The organism is Lichenibacterium ramalinae (assembly GCF_004137085.1).
GTDB lineage: Bacteria > Pseudomonadota > Alphaproteobacteria > Rhizobiales > Beijerinckiaceae > Lichenihabitans > Lichenihabitans ramalinae.
Genome location: NZ_QYBC01000018.1, coordinates 101,582 through 120,641 on the forward strand (window position 1 = coordinate 101,582; position 19,060 = coordinate 120,641).

At 72.8% G+C, this 19,060-nt stretch carries 10 protein-coding genes and 1 pseudogene; 6 read left to right on the top strand and 5 right to left on the bottom strand.

Annotated features, from left to right (window positions below):
• Positions 1-20: 20 nt before the first annotated feature.
• Positions 21-5,624 (bottom strand): GH36-type glycosyl hydrolase domain-containing protein, encoded by a 5,604-nt coding sequence (locus D3272_RS20070; RefSeq protein ID WP_129220992.1) that lies wholly within the window; start codon positions 5,622-5,624, stop codon positions 21-23.
• A gap of 442 nt (positions 5,625-6,066) precedes the next feature.
• On the opposite strand from D3272_RS20070, the pseudogene D3272_RS20075 reads away from it, so the two are divergent.
• Both D3272_RS20075 and D3272_RS20080 read left to right on the top strand, forming a co-directional pair.
• Positions 6,067-7,347 (top strand): annotated as a pseudogene (locus D3272_RS20075) (multidrug effflux MFS transporter); the annotation flags it as partial.
• A gap of 167 nt (positions 7,348-7,514) precedes the next feature.
• Positions 7,515-8,066, top strand: coding sequence for a GNAT family N-acetyltransferase (locus tag D3272_RS20080; protein WP_129220994.1), 552 nt, complete (start codon positions 7,515-7,517; stop codon positions 8,064-8,066).
• Between the two features lie 25 nt (positions 8,067-8,091).
• On the opposite strand, the gene D3272_RS20085 is transcribed toward D3272_RS20080, so the two are convergent.
• Together D3272_RS20085 and D3272_RS20090 are read right to left on the bottom strand one after the other, a co-directional pair.
• The gene (locus tag D3272_RS20085) at positions 8,092-9,015 is read right to left on the bottom strand and encodes a hydroxymethylglutaryl-CoA lyase (RefSeq protein ID WP_129220995.1); all 924 of its coding nucleotides are present in this window, start codon (positions 9,013-9,015) and stop codon (positions 8,092-8,094) included.
• A complete protein-coding gene (locus D3272_RS20090) occupies positions 9,015-10,256 on the bottom strand; it encodes a CaiB/BaiF CoA transferase family protein (RefSeq protein WP_129220996.1) in 1,242 nt (413 codons plus the stop codon). The genes D3272_RS20085 and D3272_RS20090 overlap by 1 nt, the downstream gene beginning before the upstream one ends.
• 439 nt (positions 10,257-10,695) lie before the next feature.
• Here D3272_RS20090 and D3272_RS20095 point away from each other — a divergent pair, with 439 nt between their 5' ends.
• A complete protein-coding gene (locus D3272_RS20095) occupies positions 10,696-12,429 on the top strand; it encodes a methyl-accepting chemotaxis protein (RefSeq protein WP_245496690.1) in 1,734 nt (577 codons plus the stop codon).
• Here the strand turns inward: D3272_RS20095 and D3272_RS20100 are convergent.
• Entirely contained in the window at positions 12,426-12,851 is a 426-nt protein-coding gene (locus tag D3272_RS20100; RefSeq protein WP_129220998.1) for a hypothetical protein, read from the bottom strand. The two genes, D3272_RS20095 and D3272_RS20100, sit on opposite strands and share 4 nt — an antisense overlap.
• A 487-nt stretch (positions 12,852-13,338) precedes the next feature.
• Here D3272_RS20100 and D3272_RS20105 point away from each other — a divergent pair, with 487 nt between their 5' ends.
• From D3272_RS20105 to D3272_RS28335, 3 genes are all read left to right on the top strand, one after another.
• Positions 13,339-14,637: a DUF4153 domain-containing protein gene (locus D3272_RS20105; protein WP_129220999.1), complete on the top strand. Its 1,299-nt coding sequence runs from the start codon at positions 13,339-13,341 to the stop codon at positions 14,635-14,637.
• Between the two features lie 245 nt (positions 14,638-14,882).
• Entirely contained in the window at positions 14,883-15,578 is a 696-nt protein-coding gene (locus tag D3272_RS20110) for a response regulator (RefSeq protein WP_129221000.1), read from the top strand.
• Positions 15,575-17,578: a DUF2809 domain-containing protein gene (locus tag D3272_RS28335; protein ID WP_165361435.1), complete on the top strand. Its 2,004-nt coding sequence runs from the start codon at positions 15,575-15,577 to the stop codon at positions 17,576-17,578. Before D3272_RS20110 ends, D3272_RS28335 begins: the two co-directional genes overlap by 4 nt.
• A 190-nt stretch (positions 17,579-17,768) precedes the next feature.
• Here the strand turns inward: D3272_RS28335 and D3272_RS20120 are convergent, their stop codons facing one another.
• Complete coding sequence (locus tag D3272_RS20120; RefSeq protein WP_129221001.1) at positions 17,769-18,716, bottom strand: helix-turn-helix domain-containing protein; 948 nt, start codon at positions 18,714-18,716, stop codon at positions 17,769-17,771.
• Between the last annotated feature and the right edge of the window lie 344 nt (positions 18,717-19,060).

A 19,060-nucleotide genomic window follows, 5' to 3' on the forward strand; every position in this document is an offset into this window, starting at 1 on the left:
GCAGTCGCGCAGCCGAACCCTCACACCGCTTCCTCCACGGTGTCGGAGGCCTCGCGCAGCTCGCCCTTGACCCAGATGCGCTTGATGCGGAGGTCGCCGCGCGCCGCGTGCAGGTCGTCGGGGATGTGGATGTGTCCGTTCTCCATCCGCAGGCCCAGGATCGCATAGGCGGCCGACAGCATGCGGGCCGCCGAGCCCGTGTACCAGGACCAGCCGCCGCGGCCCCCGTAGCTTTCGCCGTCGTAGATGTCGGCAGGCTGCTGGTGGGGGGCGAGGCCGTAGACGCCGAGCGCCTCGCCCTCGGTCTTGCCGAGCGGCGAGATGGCGCGCCAGCAGCGCATCGCGCGGGCCATGGCGTCGCGCGCGCCGTCGACGTCGCCGGCCTCGCGGGCGCGCCCGGCGATCGCCACCCAGGCGTCCACCGCCCAGGAGGCGCCGTGGGAATACTGGCCGCCGTTCTCGCGCACGCCGGGCGGATAATCGGCGATGCGGCCCGGATAGGGGTCGGAATCCTCGTCGAAGGGCGGCGTCACCAGCAGGATGCGGTCGGGCTTCTCCAGAGCGCCGAGCCCGTGCTCCAGGGCGCGGCGGCCCTTGTCGAGCGGCGCCGCGCCCGACAGCACCGGCCAGGCCGCCGCCATGATGGAGGGCGGGTCGAGCGGCCGGCCGTCGTCGACGAAATCGAAGACGTAATGGTCGCCCGTCCAGACGCCGTCGATGGCCCGCGCCAGCCGGTCCGCCTCGGCGCGGTAGCGGTCGCCCGCCGCCCGGCCGTCGCGGCGGTCTGCGACCGCGGCGAAGCGCCGGACGATGTCGAAGAGGAAGCAGGCGAGCCAGGTACCCTCGCCTCGTCCGCCCGGGCCGGCGGCGTCGATGCCGTCGTTCCAGTCGCCCGTGCCTATCAGCGGCAGGCCGTGGGCGCCCATGCGGTCGGTCGTGTAGCGGATGGCGCGCACGCAATGGTCGTAGACGTCGCCGGTCTCGCGCGACAGCCGGGGCGCCAGCAGCAGGTCCATGGCGCCGTCCGGCACGGGGGCGCCGTCGAGGTAGGGCTGGCGCTCGTCCAGCACCGACCAGTCCCCTGTGGCCTCGATGTAGCGCACCAGCACGTAGGGCAGCCACAGGTGCGGGTCCGAGGCGCGGGTGCGCTGGCCGAGGCCGACGCGCCCGTCGGCGGCGAGGTGCCACCACTTGAACACGTCGCCTTCCGGGAACTGCACGCCCGAATGGATGACGATCTGGCGCCGCGTCAGGCTGGGGTCGAAGAACAGGAAGGGCAGCACGTCCTGGAGCTGGTCGCGGAAGCCGAAGGCGCCCCCGCGCTGGTTCGGCCCCGTCCGGCCCCACAGGCGCGACGCCAGCGACTGGTAGGGCAGCCAGTGGTTCACCAGCCGGTCGAAGGCCGGGTCGTCGGTCTCGACCCGGATGGCGCCGATGCGCTCGGCCCACCAGGCCTCGGTGGCCTTGAGGGCGGCGCGGGCCGCCGCGGGGTCGCGCAGGTGCGAGGCGGCCGTGAGGGCTTCCCGCCGGGTGGCGAACTGCCCGAGCACGACCGACACGTCGACCGCGCCCCCGGCCGGCACCTCCACGACGCCCGAGAAGGCCGCGACGCGCCGGCCGTCGTCCTCCTGGGCCGAATCCGGCCAGCCGGTCTCGACCATCACGGCATCGGTGAGGTCGCGCCCCGGCGAGCCGAGGAAGCGCGTCCGCACCGTCTCGGTCATGGCGGCGGTGAGGCTCGTCGCCGCGAAGGCCCAGCCGTCCTGGAAGTCGTTCTGCGGGTTGCTGAAAAACAGCGCCTCCGTGCCCTCGTCGCGGACGGCGTCGATGACCCCGAGGCTGTCGCCCGGGCTCTGGTCGAGCGCGATCTCGAGGTAGGGGACGACGCGATAGCGCTTCGCCGCGCTGCCGTGGTTGCGGATCGTGAGCAGGCGCACGTCGGCCGGCGCGTCCGGGAAGACGAAGACCGTGAGGGACAGGTCGAGGTCGCCGCGCCGGTTGGTGAAGGTGGCGGCGCCGAGCCGGTATTCCACGGTGTGGACGGCGTCGGGGCGGCGGAAGGGCACGAAGCCCGCCGCGTCGGCCTCGCCGCTGTCGAGGTCCACCACGGCGATCATCTGGCCGGGCTGCAGCGTGGCGCCCGATTCGAGCCGGAACGGCGTGATGGCGTTCTGCCGCTCGTTGCCCTTGAACGTGTGGATCTCGCCCTCGTTGGACACCACGGTGCCGAAGCCCATCGGGTTGGCGAGGACGTGGGCCCAGGGGCGCGGCGTCGCCGGGGTCAGCACGAGGTGGGTGTCGGCCTCGAAGCGGAACGGCCAGGTTTCGGCTGGCAGGGCGGGGCCGGGCGCGATGAGGCGCTTGCGGCGCAGCAGCGCGCGGAACGCCATGGCGTCGAGCGCCGGCCGCTCGAAGGCGCGGGCGATGCGCAGCGCCGCTTCCCATTCGTTGCGGGCGCGCCCGGTGACGAAGACGACCTCGATGCGCCCCTTGGCGGGGAGGTCGACCGCCACCGTCAGGCTCGCGGCGGGGTCGAACGTGTAGAGCGATCCCTCGTCGTCCACGTCGCGCCGCCCGTCCGGCGCGAGGCCGCGCGGGTCGCGCAGGCCGCCGGGGCCGATGAAGCGCGTGCGCGAGTCCTCGTAGCCCAGCAGCCGGACGTCGCCATCGGCCCGCACGGCGTGGAACACCGTCTCGTGCGACATGCGGTGGGTCGCGGGGTCGCGCAGCAGGCGGTTGCGGGCGAGGACGGCGCCGAGCGCCGCGACGAACCAGCTTTCCACGTGCAGGGCGTTGAAGTCCGGGTCACGCAGATAGGCGCCGAGTTCGTGGACGGCGAGTTCGCGGTAGCTCGTGAGCTCCAGGCGCCGCGGCTCGGTCCCGGTGTTGGTGAGGACGAGCCGGGTCCATTCCAGCGGCTCCCCGTCGGCGAGCGTCACCCGCGCCTCGGCCAGGATGCCGTCCGCCGAGTTGCGCATCGCGATGGTGGCGGGATCCGGCTGGCTGACGGCATAGTCCGGGCCGGCGCGGCGCATCGGCTGAAAGCCGAGGCTCCAGGGTCGGTTATGGGCGGCGTCGCCTTCTGCGTTCCCTGTCGCATCCTTGATGAACAGGAAGGGCCCGCGCAGGTCGAGCGGGTCGAGCGGCTGGCGGGTCACGTCGATGGCGTGGCTCCCCCGCGCCATGGCGGTGACGGCCGTGTAGCCGCGCCCGTCGGCGCCGATCTCGGTCGTCATGGCGCCGTTGGCGAGGCTGAACAGCTTCGGGCCGCCGATCAGGCGCGCCGGCGTGCCGGGGCGGAGCGGCGCACCGGAGGCGCGGGCCCCGTTCCAGCGGCGCGCGATGGCGCGGAAGGCGAGGCCGGCGCAGAACAGCGCCACGACATAGACGGCGACGATGCTCCACACCGCGCCGGCGACCGGCGGATGCGTCCTGCCGATCGTCTCGGCCCCCGTCCAGGCGCGGTCCCAATCGGGCCCGTGCGGGATGTAGAAGGGGATCAGCAGCGGCGCCCAGGTGGCGAAGCGCCGGATGCCTTCCGGGATCACGCGGGTGCGGCCCGCATGGCCGGAGAAGCGCGCCGCCACCTCGTCGAGCCGGTCGCCGCCGATGAAGGTGAGGTTGACGAGGGTGGCGACGCGCAGGCCCATGTGGTCGAACCAGATGAGCACCCGCATCCAGTCGTAGGCCAGGAGGCCGGTGAAGACCGCGACGCTCCAGTCCTTGAAGCTGCCGGCCGGCAGGAACAGGTCCGCCACCGTGGCGGCGCCGGTGCGCACCGCGCCGTCCTGGTTGTACCAGGCGGGGTCGGGCGACTGGCGCAGGAAGGAGTTGATGACGGGCGCCATCCACAGGCCCCAGCGCAGCACCCGCACGGCCTGCTCGACCAGCCCCTCGAAGCCGCGGGCGCTGACGAGCTGCTTCAACGGCGCCAGCGAGCGCTGGAACACCGCCGCCAGCACGAAGAAGTTGATGGAGAACAGGGGCGCGGCGATGCCCCAGTTGATCACCCCCGACAGCGATTCGTTGAAGAACAGCCTGACGCCGTTGCCGCTCGGGCCGAGGTCGATGGTGCCGAACTTGTTGAACAGGGGATAGATCGGGAAGGGCTGGACGGGGCGTCCCGAGCGGGCGTAGCCGAGGTCGGCATAGGCCCAGAACTTGGTCGCCACCACCTCGACCTGCGCGGCGTCGAAGTACCAGGCGATGGCGCCGGCCACGACGCCGCCCAGCATGGCGCCGAGCGCGTAGACCTGCCAGTTGGCCATGACGGTGCGGCGGCCGCGCGCCACGGCGAGGCCGTCGCAGGCGAGGTCGACGCCCGCATAGGCGAGGGCGCCGAGCGCCAGGCCGGCCACGAAGCGGGCGATGCCGGCCCCCTCCGGCAGGCCGGTGGCGAAGGCGAGCGCGATGCCGAGCCCGACTAGCCCGCCCCGCAGGAACAGCCGCGGGCTGCGATAGGCGCGCCGCAGCCGGCCGAAGAACGGCGGCGTGCCGTCGGCGCTGGAGATGACGGTGAGGGCGAGCGGGAACAGCAGCGCTCCCCCGACGAGGCCGGGGCCGAAGGGGAAGGCCCGGGCCAGCCCCGGCAGGCCGGGCACCGACAGCACGGCCGCCCCCACCACCACGATGGCGATGAACACGGCGCCGTAGATCAGGCCCTTGGTGGCGCCGGAGCGCCATTGGCCGTAGGCGGTCGCATAGGTGGGCGGCACGCCGTTGAGCGCGTCGATGGCGAGGCCCGTGACGATGTAGACCACCGCCCAGAGGCCCGACTGCGCCAGCGCTGCCGCCCCGATGGCGACGAGGCCCTGCAGGGCGGGCGCGCCGCCCAGCATCACGGGAAGGTCGGCGAGGTGGGGCGCCATCACGGCATGCAGCGCGGCGCCGAGCAGCAGGGCGTGGAAGCGCCAGGACCGCGACGGCCGCCCCGAGACGAGGATGCGGAAGATGCCCAGCGCCGCCTCGCAGAAGGCGAAGAGCACGAGCCAGCGCCCGACCACGAGGTCGACGGGTTCGGGAACGGCGATGCCGAGCGTCCAGGCGGAGCCGAGGTCGTGCATCATGCCGCCGTTGCCGAGCGACAGGACGAGGTTGAACAGCAGCGGCAGCACCAGCAGGGCGACGCGCTCGCGCGTGGCCGGGTCGCGGCCCGATTGGACGACCAGCGCCATGCCGGCCGCGGCATAGATCAGCGCCGCCGTCGCCGACCCGACCGGCGTCAGCGCGAGCACGTCCGCCCAGCGGGTCGGCAATTGCCAGATCCGCATCGCCGGGTCGCGCGCCAGGGCGAAGAGGGCGAGCACGACGAGGTCGGCGGCGACCGCGACGGCGCGGTTGGGCAGGCCGGCGAGCGACCGCGCCAGTGCCAGGGCGCCGGCCCCGCACCCGGCCGCCAGCGGCACGGCGAGGGCGGCCGGCAGCGGCAGCAGCACGGCGGCCAGGGCGACGAGCAGCAGCGCCGCGCAGCCCGCCTTCTCGGCGGCGCGGGGCCGGCCGAGCGTCGGCGCCAGAACGGGCGCGGCCGGGGCCGGCACCGACATGGCCGGCGCGGCGGCCGTCGCCGCCATGGCCGCAGCGGCGGCCGTCGCCGCCATGGCCGCAGCGTCTGTTCTCGCGTCCATCCACCCTCCAGAGGCGCGCATCCCAGCGCGCGTCGACCCGCCCCGCCAATGCCGCGGGGTCCGCCGTCGCCGGCCGATTCGGACCGCCATGCCGTCCTAAGGCCGAAGCGCCCGCGGCGCGAGGCGAAAGCGCTGCGGCCCGGTCGCGGGATCCGCCCGGGCCGGTCCCGGCCGAGGGAGGCGGGCGGGCGAAAGCCCCGCAGAGGCGGCCGATCCCGGGCGGCCCTGCCGCAGCCGCAGGGGTGGGATGCGTCCGGAGCGCGACATCCTGCCACGAATTCGTCTCGCCCTTGCCTTATCGAGAGGGCTCTCGGGGGAAGATCGGACACGGACCACCGTCCGTCGACTTCGCCTGCCCGAAGCGGCGGCTTGAGGCCGCCGGCCGCGGACCCACCGACGCTGCCGCGCCGGTCCGGGCGCCCGCGGCACGCAACCGAAGGTCCGATCCATGACGGCGCAGGCCGCAACCACAGCACCCGCCGCGACGCCCGCGATGGGCTTCAAGCAGTTCGTCGCCCTCATCGCGGCCCTGATGGCGGTGAACGCCCTGGCCATCGACTCGATGCTGCCCGCCCTCCCCGCCATCGGGCGGAGCCTCGGCATCGAGGACGAGAACCAGCGGCAATGGATCGTTACCGCCTATCTCCTGGGCTTCGGCGCCGCCCAGATCGTCTATGGGCCGCTGGCGGACCGGTTCGGCCGCAAGCCCGTGCTGCTCGGCGGCATCGCCGCCTATGTGGCGTTCAGCGCGCTCGCCGCCTTCTCGACCTCCTTCGCCATGCTGCTCCTGGCCCGCGCCCTCATGGGCGTCGGCGCGGCGGCGACGCGGGTGCTGGCGGTGTCGGTGGTGCGCGACTGCTACAGCGGGCGCGACATGGCGCGCGTCATGTCGCTGGCCTTCATCGTGTTCCTGGCGGTTCCGATCCTGGCGCCCTCCATCGGCCAGATCATCATGCTGTTCGGGCCCTGGCGCTGGGTGTTCGGCGGGCTCGGCGTCTTCGGCGCCGCCGTGATGGCCTGGACGGCCCTGCGCCTGCCCGAAACCCTGCACCCGTCGGACCGGCTGCCCTTCTCGCCGGGCCGCGTCGCCGGCGCCTTCCGCATCGCCCTCACCAGCCGCATCGCCGTCGGATACATGCTGGCCATGACGCTGGTGCTGGGGGCCCTGTTCGGCTTCATCAACTCGGCCCAGCAGGTGTTCGCCGACACGCTGTCGGCGCCGAAGCTGTTCACCACGGTCTTCGCCTTCATCGCCGGCTTCATGGCGCTGTCGTCCTTCCTCAACGCCCGCATCGTCGGACGGCTCGGGCCGCGGCGCGTGTCGCACATGGCGCTCTGCGGCTTCATCGCGGTCTCGGCGATCCACGCGCTCGTGTCGGTGTCGGGCCACGAGACGCTGGTGAGCTTCGCCGTGCTGCAGGCGGGCGTGATGTTCTGCTTCGGCCTCGTGGCGTCGAACTTCGGCTCGCTCGCCATGGAGCCCCTGGGCCATGTCGCCGGCACGGCCTCCTCGGTGCAGGGCTTCGTCACCACCTTCGGCGGGGCGCTGCTGGGCTTCTTCGTCGGCCAGCATTTCGACGGCACCACCGTGCCGCTGTCGATCGGCTTCGCCGGCTACGGCATCCTGGCCCTGGGCGTCGTGCTGGTGGCGGAGCGCGGCCGGCTGTTCGGCGGCTCGCAGGCGGCGGCCCCGGCCGGCGCCGTGGATGCCGCCCTGCACTGACGGCGGCATCATGGCGGCCATGCGGCGCCGGGCCTGCCGCCCGCGCCGCGTTTCGGCCATATGGGACCTATGGGAGGGGGCGCCGAGCGATCCGCGCCTCCGGCCCGCGGGAGCCCATGCCGAGGACGGCGAGGCGGCCCGCGGACGGCGGCTGAACGGTTGGTCCCATGCCCGCGTCCGCGTCCCCCCTCGTCATGTCCGATCGGAGCGCCCTGTCCCGTTCCGGGCTGCTTTACCGCACCCGGCCCGTGCGCCGTTCGGACGAGGCGGCCCTGCGCGACATGTTCCTGCGGTGCTCGGCCGACGACCTGCGGCTGCGCTGTTTCGGCATCTCCAAGACCTTTCCGGGCGTGTTCGCGGCCCACCTGGCCCGGCTGTCCGGTCCCGATGAATTCGCCATCGTGGCGGTTCTGGAGAGTGGGGAGATCGGCGGGGTCGTGCATGCCGTCGGGGTGGGGAGCGCCGAGGCGGATTACGACATCATGGTCCGCACCGACCTCAAGGGGCAGGGCATCGGGACGCGCCTGATGCGCGAGATGCTGACCGAAGCCGGGCGCTCGGGTTTCCAAGCCGTCCACGGCGACGTCATGCTGGGCAACCGCGCCATGCTGCTGCTCGCCGGCGACCTCGGCTTCCGCCGCGTCGCCACCGACGGCGGCGTCGTGCGGATCCGGGCGACGCCGCAGCGGCCCGGCCCGGCGGCCGCCGCCGCCGCCTGAACGGCGCCAGTCCTTCCCCGGAGCGTCAGACCGTCGGGGCGGCGCCGCAGAGCCGGTCCGCCGCCGCGAGCGCGTCGCGGACCCGGCCACCGGCCGTGGCGCCGGGGAGGGCGGCGGCGTCGCGCGCCACGGCGACCAGCCGCTCGAGGGCGATGCCGGTCTGCACGCCGCGGCGGGCGAACATCCAGGCGAGGTCCTCCGTCGCGACATTGCCGGTGGCGCCGGGCGCGAAGGGGCAGCCGCCGAGCCCCGCCACCGAGGCGTCGAAGACGCGGATGCCGCGCTCGAACGCGGCGTGGACGTTGGCGGTGCCGAGCCCGTAGGTGTCGTGGGCGTGGAAGGCGAAGCGCGTTCCGGGAAAGCGGGCCAGGGCGGCGGCCGACAGCGTCGCCACACCGTCGGGGTCGGCCCGGCCGGTCGTGTCGCAGAGGCAGACCTCGGCGCCGGGCAGCACCGGCACCAGCCGGTCGAGCAGGGCGAGCGTGGCGGCGGGGTCGACCCGGCCCGCGAAGGGACAGTCGAAGGCGGTGGCGAGGTTCAGCCGCATCCGGGTCCCGGCCGGCAGCGCGGCGGCGAGGCGCCGGTAGTCCTCGGCCGACTCGTCCGGCGAGCGGCGCACGTTGGAGCGGTTGTGCGGCTCCGACACCGACAGCACGTAGGCGAGGAAGCGCGCCCCGGCGGCGAGGGCCTCGCGCCCGCGGCGCTCGGTCGGCACCAGCACCTGCGCGACGAGGCCGGGCAGCCCCCCGCAGCGGCGCAGCACCTCCGGGGTGTCGCCGAGTTGCGGCAGGGCCGCGGCGCTGACGAAGGAGCCGATCTCGATCCGCGCCAGCCCGGCGGCATGCAGCCGCTCGACGAGGGCGATCTTGGTGGCGGTCGGCACGAAGGGGCCGATGCCCTGCAGCCCGTCGCGCGGGCCGACCTCGACGATCTCCACGGCCTGCCCCATCACACCACCCCTTCCGCCCGCAGCGCCGCCACGGCAGCCTCCCCGAGGCCCAGTTCGCCCAGGACCTCGCCGGTATGCGCCCCCACGGCCGGGCCGGGCCAGCGGATGGCGCCCGGGTCGTCGGCGACGTGCGGCACGACGCCCGCCTGGAGCACGGGCCGGCCGAAGGCCGGGTCTTCCACTTCCCGCACCATGCCCCGGTGCCGGAACTGCGGGTCGGCCGCGACCGCGGCGGCCGAGGCGATCAGCGTCGCCGGGATGTCGGCGGCTTCGAGCCTCCGGTCGCAATCCGCGGCCGTCAGCGTGCCGGTCCAGGCGCCGATCAGCCGGTCGAGCTCCTCGACGTTGGCGAGCCGCGCGGGATTGTCGACGAAGCGCGGGTCGGCGGCGAGTTCGGGCCGCCCCATCAGGGCGGCGAGCCGGGCGAAGAGCGGCTGGGAGTTGGCCGCGAGGACGATCCACGTCCCGTCCGCGCAGGGATAGGCGCTGGTCGGGGCGGCGGTGGGGATGCGCGAGCCGGCGGGCTGGCGCACCGTGCCCAGCACCCCGTATTCGGGCAGCAGCCCTTCCATCATGGAGAGCACGGAATCGGTCAGGGCCACGTCGAGCGTGCGGCCCCGCCCGTCGCCGACCCGGGCGGCGTCGCGGCGCCACAGCGCCGCCATGATGCCGAAGGCGCCGTAGAGCCCGGCGAGGCTGTCGCCGATCGAGATGCCGATGCGAATCGGCGGCAGGTCGGTCGTGCCGGCCGGGTGGTTGCACAGGTGCCGCAGCCCGCCGAGGGCCTCGCCGATGACGCCGAAAGCGGCGCGGTCGCGGTAGGGCCCGTCCTGTCCGAACCCCGAGATATGCGCCACGACGAGGTCGGGCCGCCCGGCCCGCAGCGCGGCGTCGCCGAGGCCCATCCTGTCGAGCTGGCCGGGGCGGAAGTTCTCGACCACGACGTCGGAGCGGGCCGCGAGGTCGCGCACGATGGCGGCGGCCTTGGGGTGCTTCAGGTTCAGCGTGATCGAGCGCTTGTTGCGCCCGTGCATGGACCACCAGGGCGCATGGCCGTCGACCAGCTGCCCCCACTGGCGCACCGGATCGCCGCCCGGCGGCTCCACCTTCACGACATCCGCCCCGAGATCGGCGAGGAGCCGCGTGCAGAAGGGCGCCGCCACGAAGTGGCCGAGCTCGAGGACGCGGAGGCCCGCGAGGGGGCCGGCGGCTGGGGATGTCTGGCTGGCGATGTCGGACATGCGGCTCCTCCGTCCCGGCGCGAGCCCCGCGCTTTACGCCAGTTGCGGGCGTCGGCAAACCTCGCAAGCGGCCCAGAGGAGCCCGCCTCGTCCCCGCCGCGCTGCGACATCTCTGCCGATCCGCCGCGGGTGCTTTCCGGTTTAAGCCAAAAACATTCATATCGCGCCCGGCATTGCTCGAATTGCGCTCAATGGTTCCTGGTCTCGACCATGGGTGTCAACTATATCAAACGATGTTATCCGTTCTTTAATCCGTATGTCTCAAAAGGAGTGCAGTTGGATCGGCGGAGATGCAGTGACTAAACCTGAGGTTTGCGCTTTGCGCGGATCTGCCGAGTTTGTACAGACTGCAAATCCCTTGGAGACGTTACGTATGTTCAGGTTGGTGGGATCCGGAGCCAGCAAGGCGAGCAACATCCTGGCCGCGCTCGACAGGTCTATGGCACGCATCGATTTCGATCCGACCGGCAACATTCTCGACGCGAATACCAACTTCTGTTCGGCGCTGGGCTATGATCTGTCCGAGATCCGCGGCCGCCACCACAGCCTCTTCGTCGATCCGGAGCAGGTGAGCGGCCACATTTACAAGGAGTTCTGGGCGAAGCTCGGCCGAGGCGAGTTCGATGCCGGCGAATACAGGCGCATCGCCAAGGGCGGGCGTGAAGTCTGGATCCAGGCGTCCTACAACCCCGTGCGCGACGCCCGCGGCGCCGTGGTCCGCATCGTCAAGCAGGCGGTCGACATCACGGCCGAGAAGCTCCGCACGGCCGAGGTCGGCGCCAAGCTCGACGCGATCGGCCGCGCCCAGGCCGTGATCGAGTTCACCGTCTCGGGCGAGATCCTCACCGCCAACCAGAACTTCCTCGACACCGTCGGCTACCGGCTGGAGGAGATCCAGGGCCAGCACCACCGCATGTTCGTCGAGCCGGACTATGCCCGCTCGCCGGACTACGAGGGGCTGTGGAGCCGGTTGCGCCAGGGCGAATACGTGGCGGCCGAGTTCAAGCGGATCGGCAAGGCCGGTCGGGTGATCTGGATCCAGGCCTCCTACAACCCGATCTTCGACCTCGGCGGCAAGGTGACCAAGGTCGTCAAGTTCGCGACCGACGTTTCCGACCGGGTGCGGGCCGTCGAGGCCATCGCGGCGGGGCTGAAGCAGCTGTCGGACGGCGATCTCGATTGCGGCATCGCGGCCGCCCTGCAGCCGAGCTTCGAGCCGCTTCGGATCAACTTCAACGACTCGGTCGTCAAGATCAGCCAGACGCTGCAGGGCATCAGTGCCCGCAGCGCCACCATCCGGTCCGGCACGCGGGAAATCTCGACCGCCGCCGACGACCTCAGCCGCCGCACCGAGCAGCAGGCGGCGAGCCTCGAGCAGACGGCGGCGGCGCTCGACGAGATCACCGCCACGGTGCGCAAGACCGCCGAGGGCTCCAAGCACACGCGCTCGGTCGTCGGCACGGCGCGCAAGAACGCCGAATCCTCCGAGCAGGTCGTGTCGCAGGCGGTCGAAGCCATGAACGGCATCGAGAAGTCCTCGCGCGAGATCAGCCAGATCATCGGGGTGATCGACGAGATCGCCTTCCAGACCAACCTGCTGGCGCTCAACGCCGGCGTCGAGGCGGCGCGGGCCGGGGACGCGGGCCGGGGCTTCGCCGTCGTGGCGTCCGAGGTGCGGGCCCTGGCCCAGCGTTCGGCCGATGCCGCCAAGGAGATCAAGCGGCTGATCTCGAGTTCCGGCCGCCACGTCGAGCAGGGCGTGGCCCTGGTGGGGCAGGCCGGAGCGGCCCTGAACGTCATCGCCGGGCAGGTGACGGAGATCGACGCCATCGTGGGCGAGATCGCGTCCTCGTCGCAGGAGCAGTCGAACGCGCTCGAGGAGGTGAACGTCGCCGTCAACCAGATGGACCAGGTGACGCAGCAGAACGCCGCCATGGTGGAACAGACCACCGCGGCCAGCCAGGCCCTGGCGGGCGACGCCGATGCCCTGTCCGAGCTCGTCGGGCGCTTCCGCCTGGCGGGAAGCGCCGGGATCGAGGCCGTGCCGACGCGGGCCAGCGCCAGGCCCCGCGCCGCCTCGGCGCCCGTCCCCGCCCTGCGGTCCGTCGGGCGCGGCGGCGCCGCCCGCAAGCCTGCCGCCGCGGCCGCGCCGGCGGACTGGGAAGAGTTCTAAGCCGACTCCCGCGGCATGGCGGAGTTGCGCGACTGACGTTTCTGGACGGCGAGGCCTCGATCCGCCGCTCCACCACCTCGACGAGGAACCACCCGTCGAGGGTTTAGGGTGAAGCGCTGGAAGACCGCGGCCCCTTCGGCGTCCCGGTCGTCGGGCACGCGGTAGGCGCCCAGCCGGTCGAGGGACTCGTCTGCCGGCACGAAGCGGGCGTCGAGGTCGCCGTCGTAGGTGTCCGGCATGGACATAGCGTCGGGTGCGTTCGCGGCGAGGTGCGCCGCGGTCGCGGCGATGTCGGCCGTGCCGACGGCGATGTGCTGGACGCCCGAGCCGAAGGACTCCGCCAGGAACCGCGCCGCGCCCGTGTGCCGGCTCGGCGAGCCGTCGAGCACGAGCGACAGCGAGAAGTCGCGGTGCTCCAGCACTCCGTGTGTCTTGGATCGCCTCGGCGGATCCAGGCGACGAAACCGCTCTCGATGCGGAGTTGGATCGCATTCGCCGAGGGCGAAGGCGCTTGGGCTGGAGCGGGTGAAACCGGGGTGGCGCCGGGCAGGGGAGCGGTCCCGGTCTCGCAGGCGGGGCTCGGCGGATTTGCATCGGCACCTGCCGCAGCATCGCGTCCCGCCCCTGCACGGGATCTGCACGGATCTCCCGATCCTCTGCACATCTCGCGACACGGCGCTGCACGCCGCTTGGGGATACTCGCCCCATGCAGAACCCCACCCCTCCCCACCCCGCTCTCTCACCCCACCCCGCTCTCTCACCCCACCCCCTTCTCCCTCCCCGCCCGCGCCTTCCACGGCGGTTGCTCGATGACGCCTGGTGGCTCGCCGAGGCCATCGCCGGGCCCTCCGCGCTGATCATCCCCTTCTCTCTTTCGCCCCGCGCGCGACACCGCGAGGAGGGGACGCCATGACGGTCTTCGTCAAACGCGGCCTGGCGCTCCGGGCACCCGGTCTGTTCGGGCCCGAACTCGTCTGCGTGGCGGTGGCCGATCGGTCGTTCTGGTTGCATGGCCTCGGCCTCTCCGTCCCCCTGTTCTTCGCCGCCGTCGCCGCGACGGCCTGGACGGTCCAGGTGCGCCGCGTCAGCCCGGCGCGGCGTGCCCTCGCCGTCGTGCTCCTCCTGGTGGCGCTCGCACCCGCGGTCGACCGGCTGACGCCACTGTCCTCGATCCTGGCCGTGCTCGGCACGGCGTTCGCCATCCGGCTGGGCACCCTCGACGGTCGCCTCAGGTGGGGTGCGGAGACCCGGGCTTCGACGCTGCTCTTCTTCCGCGGCCCCGTGCAGGCGGTGCGGGATCTCCGACGTCGACGAGCTTCCAAGCGCCGCCGGGAGAGGACGGCGGATGCCCCGTCGCGTGCGCTTCACTGGCTGGGCTGGATCGTCCCAGCCGTCCTGTTCACCCTCTTCCTGGCGCTGCTGGCCAGCGCCAACCCGGTGATATCGCGTGTGGTCCTCGACGCGACGTCGGATTGGGGCGTGACCCTGGTGCAGGTCCCGCGATGTTTCTTCTGGCTCTGCGTGTTGGCGGCGGTGTGGCCCGCCATCCGAATTCGGCGGCCATGTCCCGTGGTCGCGCCGCCCGGCATCCCGCGCCTGGCGGACGCCCGTGACAGCGAGTTGGAGGAACTCGCGGCGCTGCTCCGGTCCTCGCGCGCCGTGTCGCGCGCGCTGCTCGTGCTCTGCGCGTTGCTCGCCCTGCAACTCGGCCTGGACGGCGCCTATCTGTGGGGAGCTCTCGCCCTTCCGCAGGGCATCACCTACGCCGATTACGCGCACCGCGGCGCCTATCCGCTGGTCGTCACCGCGCTCCTGGCGGCGGCCCTCGTCCTCGTGGTCCGCCGTCCAGGCGGCCCGCCGGTGTCGCGCGCCAACGCGGTGCTGCTCGTCGTCTTCCTCATGGAGAACGTCCTGCTGGTCGCGTCGGCCATGCAAAGGCTCGCCCTCTACGTCGCCGTCTACGGCCTCACCCAATGGCGGGTCGCGGCCTTCGCCTGGATGGGGTTGGTCGCCGTCGGTGTCGGGCTCGTCGTCCTGCAGGGCATGCTGCGCCGCGACAACCGGTGGCTGGTGACCAGGAGCCTCCTGGCGGCGCTGGCGATGATCTACGCCTGGTGCCTCGCCGACGTCCCCGGGTCGTCGCCGACTACGACGTCGCCCGTTGCGCGGAACTGCACGGCGGAGGACCGGCGCTCGACGTCGCGATGATGCAGGAGCTTGGCATGGACGCCATTCCGGCGGTCGACCGTTTCGTTGCGGCCGCCCCGGACTCCTGGGGACGGGACGCCTTGACGGGATGGCGCGCCAGGACGGCGGCCGAGTTGCGCCGCGCGTCGGCGGATTGGAGAAGCTGGACCGTCGAAGGCTGGCGGCTTTCGCGTTATCTCGATAGATCCAACGTCTACGAGCCGGCTGTTGCGGTGCCCCACCGACGGCGTGGACGGGTGACGACGATGAGCGCTCCCGAGATCCTGGTGGCCGACGACGATCCGCACATCCGGGATGTGATCGGCTTCGCGCTCCGTCGTGCCGGCATGGAGCCCGAGATGGCGCGCGACGGGAGCGAAGCGCTGCGCCTGTTCCGCACGCGCCGGTTCGGGCTGGCCGTGCTCGACATCGGCATGCCGGAGATGGACGGGCTCGATCTCTGCCGCGAGATCCGCCGGACATCACAGCTTCCGATCCTGTTCCTGTCGGCACGGGACGAGGAGGTGGACCGCATCCTGGGTCTCGAGATCGGCGGGGACGACTATCTCACCAAGCCCTTCAGTCCGCGGGAACTCGTCGCGCGGGTCAAGGCCATCCTGAAGCGGACCCGTCCGGCCCCGGCTGCCGCCCGCACGTTGGCTCAAGGTCGCCTGACGCTGGACGAGGATGCCCACCTGGCGGCGTTCGCCGGCAAGCCCCTGGCGTTGACTGCGCTGGAATTCGCGATCCTGTCGGCCCTGATGGCGCGTGCCCGCGCGGCCCTCACGCGCGACCGGATCCTCGACGCCGCCTACGGGGTGGGGACCGCGGTCTCCGACCGCACCGTGGACAGCCACGTCCGCAACATCCGGGCGAAGCTGGCCGCCGTGGGCTGCGCCGACGCGATCGAGACCGTCCACGGGGTCGGGTTCCGTCTCGGGGCCTGCGGCGGCGACACTTGAGGCCGGCGCTCTGGCGGTCGGGCCGCCCGAGCCTCGGGCTCGTGCTGTCGCTCGTGCTGGCCACCGTGCTGGCGTTGCCGCTGGCCGGCATCCTCGCCTCCGGGATCTACGACGACCAACTCGTGCGCCGCACCGAGGCCGAGCTCCTCGCCCAGTCCGTGGCGCTCGCCGCGGCCATCGCGCGCGAGGCCGCCGCCACTCTGCCGGCCGACGTGGCCCTCGGCAGCGCGGTCGCCGAGGGCCACGCCATGGGCCTCGGTGCCGACCTCGGCGCGGCGCTGCCGCCACGCCCCGATGCCATGCCGCCGACGTTTCCCGCCGACCCGGCTTTCCTGGCACTCGGCGCGCGGGTGACACCGGATCTCGCCGCCACCCAGGCCGTGACGCTGGCCGGCTTCCGGCTGCTCGACCCCTCCGGCACCGTCATCGCGGGCCGGGGCGAGATCGGCCAGTCGCTGGCCCATGTCGACGAGGTCGCCGAAGCCCTGCACGGTCGCACGACGGCGGCGTTGCGCCGTCGACTGTCGAAGCATCCCTATCCTCCGTTGGGGTCGCTCAGCCGCGGTCGCCCCTACCGGCTCTTCCTCGCCGTCCCCATCGTCGTGCGGCACCGCGTGGCGGGGGTCCTCTACGCGTCGCGCACGCCGGTCGACATCCTGGGCAGCCTCTACGGCCAGCGCGAAGCGCTGGGTCTTGCCGCGATGGCCGTGGTCGCCGCCGCGGCGCTGGCCGGGCTCGTCCTGCATCGCGCCATCAGCCTGCCGGTGCGCGAACTGGTCAGTCTGACGGTGGCGATCGGCAGCGGCGATCGGGCAGCCGTGGCGTCGCATCGACACCACGGTACGGTCGAGTTCGCTGCCCTCGCCGGTAGCCTGCGCGAGATGGCGGCCCGCCTGACGAACCGGAGCGACGCCGTGTCGAGCTTCGCCGCCCATGTGTCCCATGAGCTGAAGTCTCCGCTGACGGCCATCCGAGGCACGGCGGAACTGCTGCGCGACGACGACAGTGGGATGGGCGCGGGGGAGCGTTCTCGCTTCTTCGACCACCTGCTGGCCGATACCGACCGCCTCGGGGCCCTGCTGTCCCGCCTCAGGGACCTGGCGCGGGCCGAGGCGGAGCCGACGGCCGGCAGTGCGACGCTCGCTCCCGCGCTCGGTCTCCTGCGGGCGCGGTTCCCGGCGCTCTCGATCCGGGGCGAAGGGGATGTCGAAGCGGCACTGGGCGTCTCGGCCGACAACCTCGTCGTGCTCCTGTCCCATCTCGCCGACAATGCCGGACGCCACGGGGCGGCCACGCTCCGCGTGTCGGCGCGGCGCGGCGGGCCCTTCGTCCGCATCGAGGTCCGCGACGACGGATCCGGCATCTCCGCCGGGAACCGCGCCCGTGTCTTCGACAGCTTCTTCACGACCAGGCGCGAGGACGGGGGCACCGGGATGGGGCTGTCCATCGTGCGCGCGCTCGTCGGTGCCCACGGCGGCACGGTGGATCTCCTCGACACCGAGGGCGGCGCGGGCTTCGCCCTCGCCGTGCCCGCGCTCCCCCATCCGTCGCCGGGGCCGGCCAACGCGGGCATTGCCAGCCGAAGGCGGTGGGCCGCCCTCGCCGCCACGATCGCGGTGGTGATGACGGGGCTGGCGCTCCGCGGATTCGGGCCAGGGCTCGGCCTGCCTTTCGCGGTGACTAAGTACGGCGGTTCCGTCCTGTGGGGGGCGATGGTCTACGGCCTCCTGGCGTGCGTGGTGCCGGGCGTGCCTCGCGGCAGGCTCGCCGGTTCCGCGCTGGCGCTGGCCGTGGCGGTGGAGCTGTTCAGGCTGCTCCACACCCCGGCCCTCGACGCCTTCCGGCTCACCGCCGCCGGGACGCTTCTGGTGGGCCGCGTGTTCTCGGGCTGGGACGTGGCGGCCTATGCGGCCGGCATCGGGGCGGCATGGACGTTCGATCGGCCGGCGCTGGCCCTTGGGCGCGATCCGGGATGCCCCGAGGGTGAAGATCCTCGATAGACGGCGGCACCCGCCGGCATCGATGGCGAGTGGGAGCGGCCGAAGCCGACTTCCGAGCCGGCCCTGTCATCGCCACGGCCGGCGCTCCGGCCTGGAGCACAGGTCCCGTCTTTCGACCGACGCGCTGCGCCGCGGGCCTGGTGAACCCATCGCGTGCCGGATGTGCCGCAGGCGCGACGGCCCGCCGCTCTCACGACCGCCGGCAGTCGCGGGGCGTCGTGTCGAAGCGCCGGCGGAAGGCCCGCACGAAGGTGGAATAGTCCTCGAAGCCGCAACGGTAGGCGATCTGCACCAGGGTGAGGTGGCGGTCGGCCGGGGACGCCAGGCGCTGGCGCGCGCGGTCGAGACGGGCGTCGCGGATCGCCGCCGCGACGCCGCCGCGTCCCGCGAAGACCCGGTACAGGTTCGAGCGCGACACGCCGATGGCCCGCATCAGGGCCGCGCCATCGAAGGCCGGATCGCCGAGCATGGCGGCGATGTGGCTTTCCGCGAGCCTCAGCATGGCACCGCCGGACGCCTGCTCGCCTCCGTCGTGCCTGATGCCGGTGCGGGGCGCCACCAGGGCCGACAGCAGGTGGGCGACGCCGTCGACGCCGGCATCGGCGTCCTGCCGCGACAGGGTCGGCAGGAGGTCGCAGAGGCCGCGGAAGTAGCGGGTGAACAGGGCTGCGAGGGGCGCCGCCGCCGGGATCCTGAGGTCGAGAAGGTCGTCGATCGGCCCGATCCTGGCCGAGAAGGCGGCGCGCGGCATGTAGAGCCGCAGTTCGCGATACCGGGTCAGGCCCGTGGCCCTGTGAGGACGGGCGAGGTCGCACAGGGCGATCTCCCCTGTCGAGAGTGCCGTTCCCCCGCTGTCTCTCGGGTCGCCGAGCCCGTGGCCTTCGACGAAGACCGTGAGGGCCACGAAGTCGATGTAGTCGCGCGCGAGGCCGCGGGCCGAGCGGTGCACGGACAGCGGGCTGCTCGCCGTGTCGAGGATGATGCCTCCGGCGACGGAGGTCACGCTCCGGCGGGCACCGAAGGGCGCGCCGTGGTCGAGGTTCTGGCAATCCATGGCTGCAAGGACCGTGTCCTTCCAGTAGCGCCAGCCGTCTCGCGGCGAGACCGCGTCGGTCGTCTGGACGAGACTGTCGACCATGCGGTTCTCCAAGGGTGCCCGTCTCGGGCGGTCGCGGTCCGATTGCAACCGAAACCCTGGAATGCGGTGAAGTTCCACGATGATGGCTGGGAACGCGCGGTTGTGCTGCTGCTCCCGTCCGCCGGACGGGAGCCGGCGGTCGCGTCCGGCGTCGACGTCCGAGGCGCTCGCGAAAGCGTTTTTGCCGTCGTTCGCTCCAGCTTCCGATCGAGAGCAGTTTCGACGGCATGGAACCGCCAAGGCTTTCGAGAAAGCCCATGCTGCTTGAGCCCGGCGGCCAGGGCGGGCTCGCGGATGCCCGGCACCACGGCGGTGAAGGCGCGGCACGCGACGTGCTCACGCCT

Bases quoted from the DNA above. Each gene is read 5' to 3' on its own strand.
- D3272_RS20070 (WP_129220992.1), bottom strand. From the start codon at position 5,624: ATGGACGCGAGAACAGACGCTGCGGCCATGGCGGCGACGGCCGCCGCT.
- D3272_RS20080 (WP_129220994.1), top strand. From the start codon at position 7,515: ATGCCCGCGTCCGCGTCCCCCCTCGTCATGTCCGATCGGAGCGCCCTG.
- D3272_RS20085 (WP_129220995.1), bottom strand. From the start codon at position 9,015: ATGGGGCAGGCCGTGGAGATCGTCGAGGTCGGCCCGCGCGACGGGCTG.
- D3272_RS20090 (WP_129220996.1), bottom strand. From the start codon at position 10,256: ATGTCCGACATCGCCAGCCAGACATCCCCAGCCGCCGGCCCCCTCGCG.
- D3272_RS20095 (WP_245496690.1), top strand. From the start codon at position 10,696: ATGGCACGCATCGATTTCGATCCGACCGGCAACATTCTCGACGCGAAT.
- D3272_RS20105 (WP_129220999.1), top strand. From the start codon at position 13,339: ATGACGGTCTTCGTCAAACGCGGCCTGGCGCTCCGGGCACCCGGTCTG.
- D3272_RS20110 (WP_129221000.1), top strand. From the start codon at position 14,883: ATGAGCGCTCCCGAGATCCTGGTGGCCGACGACGATCCGCACATCCGG.
- D3272_RS20120 (WP_129221001.1), bottom strand. From the start codon at position 18,716: ATGGTCGACAGTCTCGTCCAGACGACCGACGCGGTCTCGCCGCGAGAC.